Raw genomic sequence first — 2494 nt, forward strand, 5'->3', positions numbered from 1 at the left:
CCCGCCTCCTCCCCGCCGCCGCGACCGGCCAGGGTGTCATCACCTACCTTTCGCTCTTCACCGGCCCGGGAACGGCGGCGAAATCCGACCCTCCCCGAGAGCTCCACCTCATCCTGGTCGACAATGGCCGCAGCCGGATCCTCGCCGATTCCTCCCATCGGGAGGTCCTCGACTGCATCCGCTGCGGCGCCTGCTTGAATGTCTGCCCCGCCTATCGAGAGATCGGGGGGAAAGGATATGGATCGGTCTACTCGGGGCCCATCGGCGCGGTGCTCACCCCCCTTCTTTGGCCGGGGGAGCGGACGAGCTTGCTTCCTTGGATCTCGACGCTCTGCGGCGCCTGCGTCGACTCCTGCCCCGTCAAGATCCCGCTCCCCTCGCTGCTGGTCCGCCTGCGCCGGCGGGAGGTGGAAGCGGGCCGGACTCCACGAGCCGAGCGGATCGGCTTTTCCCTTTCCGGCTTGGTCATGGCCCGACCCCGGCTCTACCGGATCGCTTCCCGGCTCCTGCGCCTCTTCCTCCGGCTGGGAGGCGACTCTCTTTTGCGCGGGATGGGCCCGGCGGCCCGCTTGCTGCGAGTCGGATCGGCCGACCGGAGCCGCCGCCCTTCCCGGGAAGGGGCGACCTTGGAGAAGCGATGAGAGAAGAGGAGTTCCTGCGGCGGATTGCGCGCGCCTTGGGCCGACCGGAGCCCGAGCGCCGCTTTCCCTCGGTTCCAGAGAAGAGCGAGGAAGGGGGGGTGCCCAAGGAGGCCTCGATCGCTCTCCTGCGCCAAGGACTCCAAGCCGTCGGCGCGAACCTCCTCCGCTTTTCGAGCCGGGAGAAGCTCTCTGCGGCTCTCCGGGAGCGGCTCGCCTCTTGGGGGGTCCGCCGGATCGCCGTCTCTCCCGGCCGTTCGCTGGAGCCCTTTGGCGTCGAGCCGCTCCTCGTTCCCTACGAGCGGGTCGCGATCGAACGATTGCGGGAACTCCCTCCGGTCGACCTCGGCATCACCGGCTGCTTCCGGGCGATTGCGGAGAGCGGAACCCTCCTCCTGAACGAGGAAGAGGAGGGAAGCCGATTCGTCCACCTGGTGCCGGAGATCCACCTCGCCCTCTTGCGGAGCTCCTCGATCCTCCCCACCATGGAGGCCGCCCTCTCGGAGCTCGCCCATCGAGGGAGGCTTCCTTCCTACCTCCACTTCGTCAGCGGCCCGAGCCGGTCGGCCGACATCGAAAACGATCAGACCATCGGGGTCCATGGGCCGAAGGCCCTCTGGGTCTTCCTCTGGGACGAGGGCGAGGGAGCCGCCGAGAGCTAAAGGTAGAGCCATCCCTCCAGCGCGAGCCGGACCAGGCTGATGACGATCGACCCGCCGATCGCGGAGCCGAAGGTGGGGACATCGAAGCCCGTGACGAGCTTGCCGGTCCAATAAAGCAAGAGCGCGTTGATCACGATCAGGAAGAGGCCGAAGGTCAGGAAGATCAAGGGGAGGGAGAGGGTGACGAAGATCGGCTTGAGCAGAGCGTTGATGATGCCGAGGACGAGCGAAGCTACCAGGAGGGATGAGAGGCTGTCGTAGTGGATCCCGATGAACTTGATATGCGCGGCGACGAAGATGGAGATGGCCAGCACCGCCCATCGGATCAAGAGATATCCCATTCGGGATGCTTTTCTCCGCCGCCGGATCGATTGACAAGAACAAAAGCAGCCGCCCTCTGAAAAGGGAGGGAAGCGCTTCTCTCCTCTCTCTCTGCGACTTGGGCTTTCCGCGCGCTCGCGGCTCTAAACGTTAAGACGCTTCGACACAATTTGTCACCAAATTGTAACGAAGAGAGTGCTGCTCAGCCACGTTTCCTCCTTAGGCGGTCCTTTGTAGATGTCGGATCGCCCGGTCTACCGGGAAGGGGAGCAAAGAGCCTTCTTTCGGCAGATCCGAGCGATGGGAGGAAGACCGAAGAGAGACCAAGACCAAGGAGGGAAAATGAGCGCCGTGGCTTCGCCGGGAGTGGGCGAGAGCGAAAATACCGAGAAGAGCGAAAACCGATCGATCGATGCGGGGAAGGTCGCTTCCCCTCACCAAGCCGCGGGGCGTTGCGTCTCCTGCGCCGAAGGGCCACCGGTCCGCTGCGAGCGGGCGTCCCGGGCCGAGCTCCCCGCGCTCGTCCTGGGAGCTTCCCTCCTCGCCATGCTCGTCCTGGGGGCGATCGGCTGGTGGAGCCAGGCCCGCCGGGCTCCCCAGCCCGTGGCGGCACCAATTCCCGCTTCCTTGGCCGATGACGAGCCCCACTCCTTTGCTCGAGTCCGCTCCGACTACGACCGGTGGGAGCAGCGGGTGATCCGCTGGCTCCGGGAGGGGGAGGAGATCACGCAGGTCCCGCGGCTCGACCCCGCCCTGGAGGGGAGAGCCCTCCCCCCGATCGAGGCGGCGCGCGCCTGCCTCCAGCGCCACCTCCACCGCCGGGTGACGATCGATTCCCTGGAGCCGATCGGCTACGAGTCGCGGGAAGGGGGG

Annotated in this window: 4 protein-coding genes; 3 read left to right on the forward strand and 1 reads right to left on the reverse strand. The window is 66.4% G+C overall.

Going from position 1 to position 2494, the window contains the following annotated elements; all coding sequences use genetic code 11:
* Together FN369_RS06965 and FN369_RS06970 are read left to right on the forward strand one after the other, a co-directional pair.
* The coding region (locus FN369_RS06965) for a 4Fe-4S dicluster domain-containing protein (protein ID WP_142525459.1) at positions 1 to 641 on the forward strand (641 nt) is incomplete at its 5' end.
* The gene (locus FN369_RS06970; protein WP_142525460.1) at positions 638 to 1300 is read left to right on the forward strand and encodes a LutC/YkgG family protein; all 663 of its coding nucleotides are present in this window, start codon (positions 638 to 640) and stop codon (positions 1298 to 1300) included. The genes FN369_RS06965 and FN369_RS06970, both read left to right, overlap by 4 nt.
* On the opposite strand, the gene FN369_RS06975 is transcribed toward FN369_RS06970, so the two are convergent.
* Entirely contained in the window at positions 1297 to 1641 is a 345-nt protein-coding gene (locus FN369_RS06975) for a phage holin family protein (protein ID WP_142525461.1), read from the reverse strand. The two genes, FN369_RS06970 and FN369_RS06975, sit on opposite strands and share 4 nt — an antisense overlap.
* 322 nt (positions 1642 to 1963) lie before the next feature.
* Between FN369_RS06975 and FN369_RS06980 the strand changes: the two genes are divergently transcribed.
* Positions 1964 to 2494: hypothetical protein (locus tag FN369_RS06980; protein ID WP_178087736.1), on the forward strand; the 531-nt coding region annotated here is incomplete at its 3' end.

Origin of the sequence: Methylacidimicrobium cyclopophantes (assembly GCF_902143385.2) — a bacterium.
GTDB lineage: Bacteria > Verrucomicrobiota > Verrucomicrobiia > Methylacidiphilales > Methylacidiphilaceae > Methylacidimicrobium > Methylacidimicrobium cyclopophantes.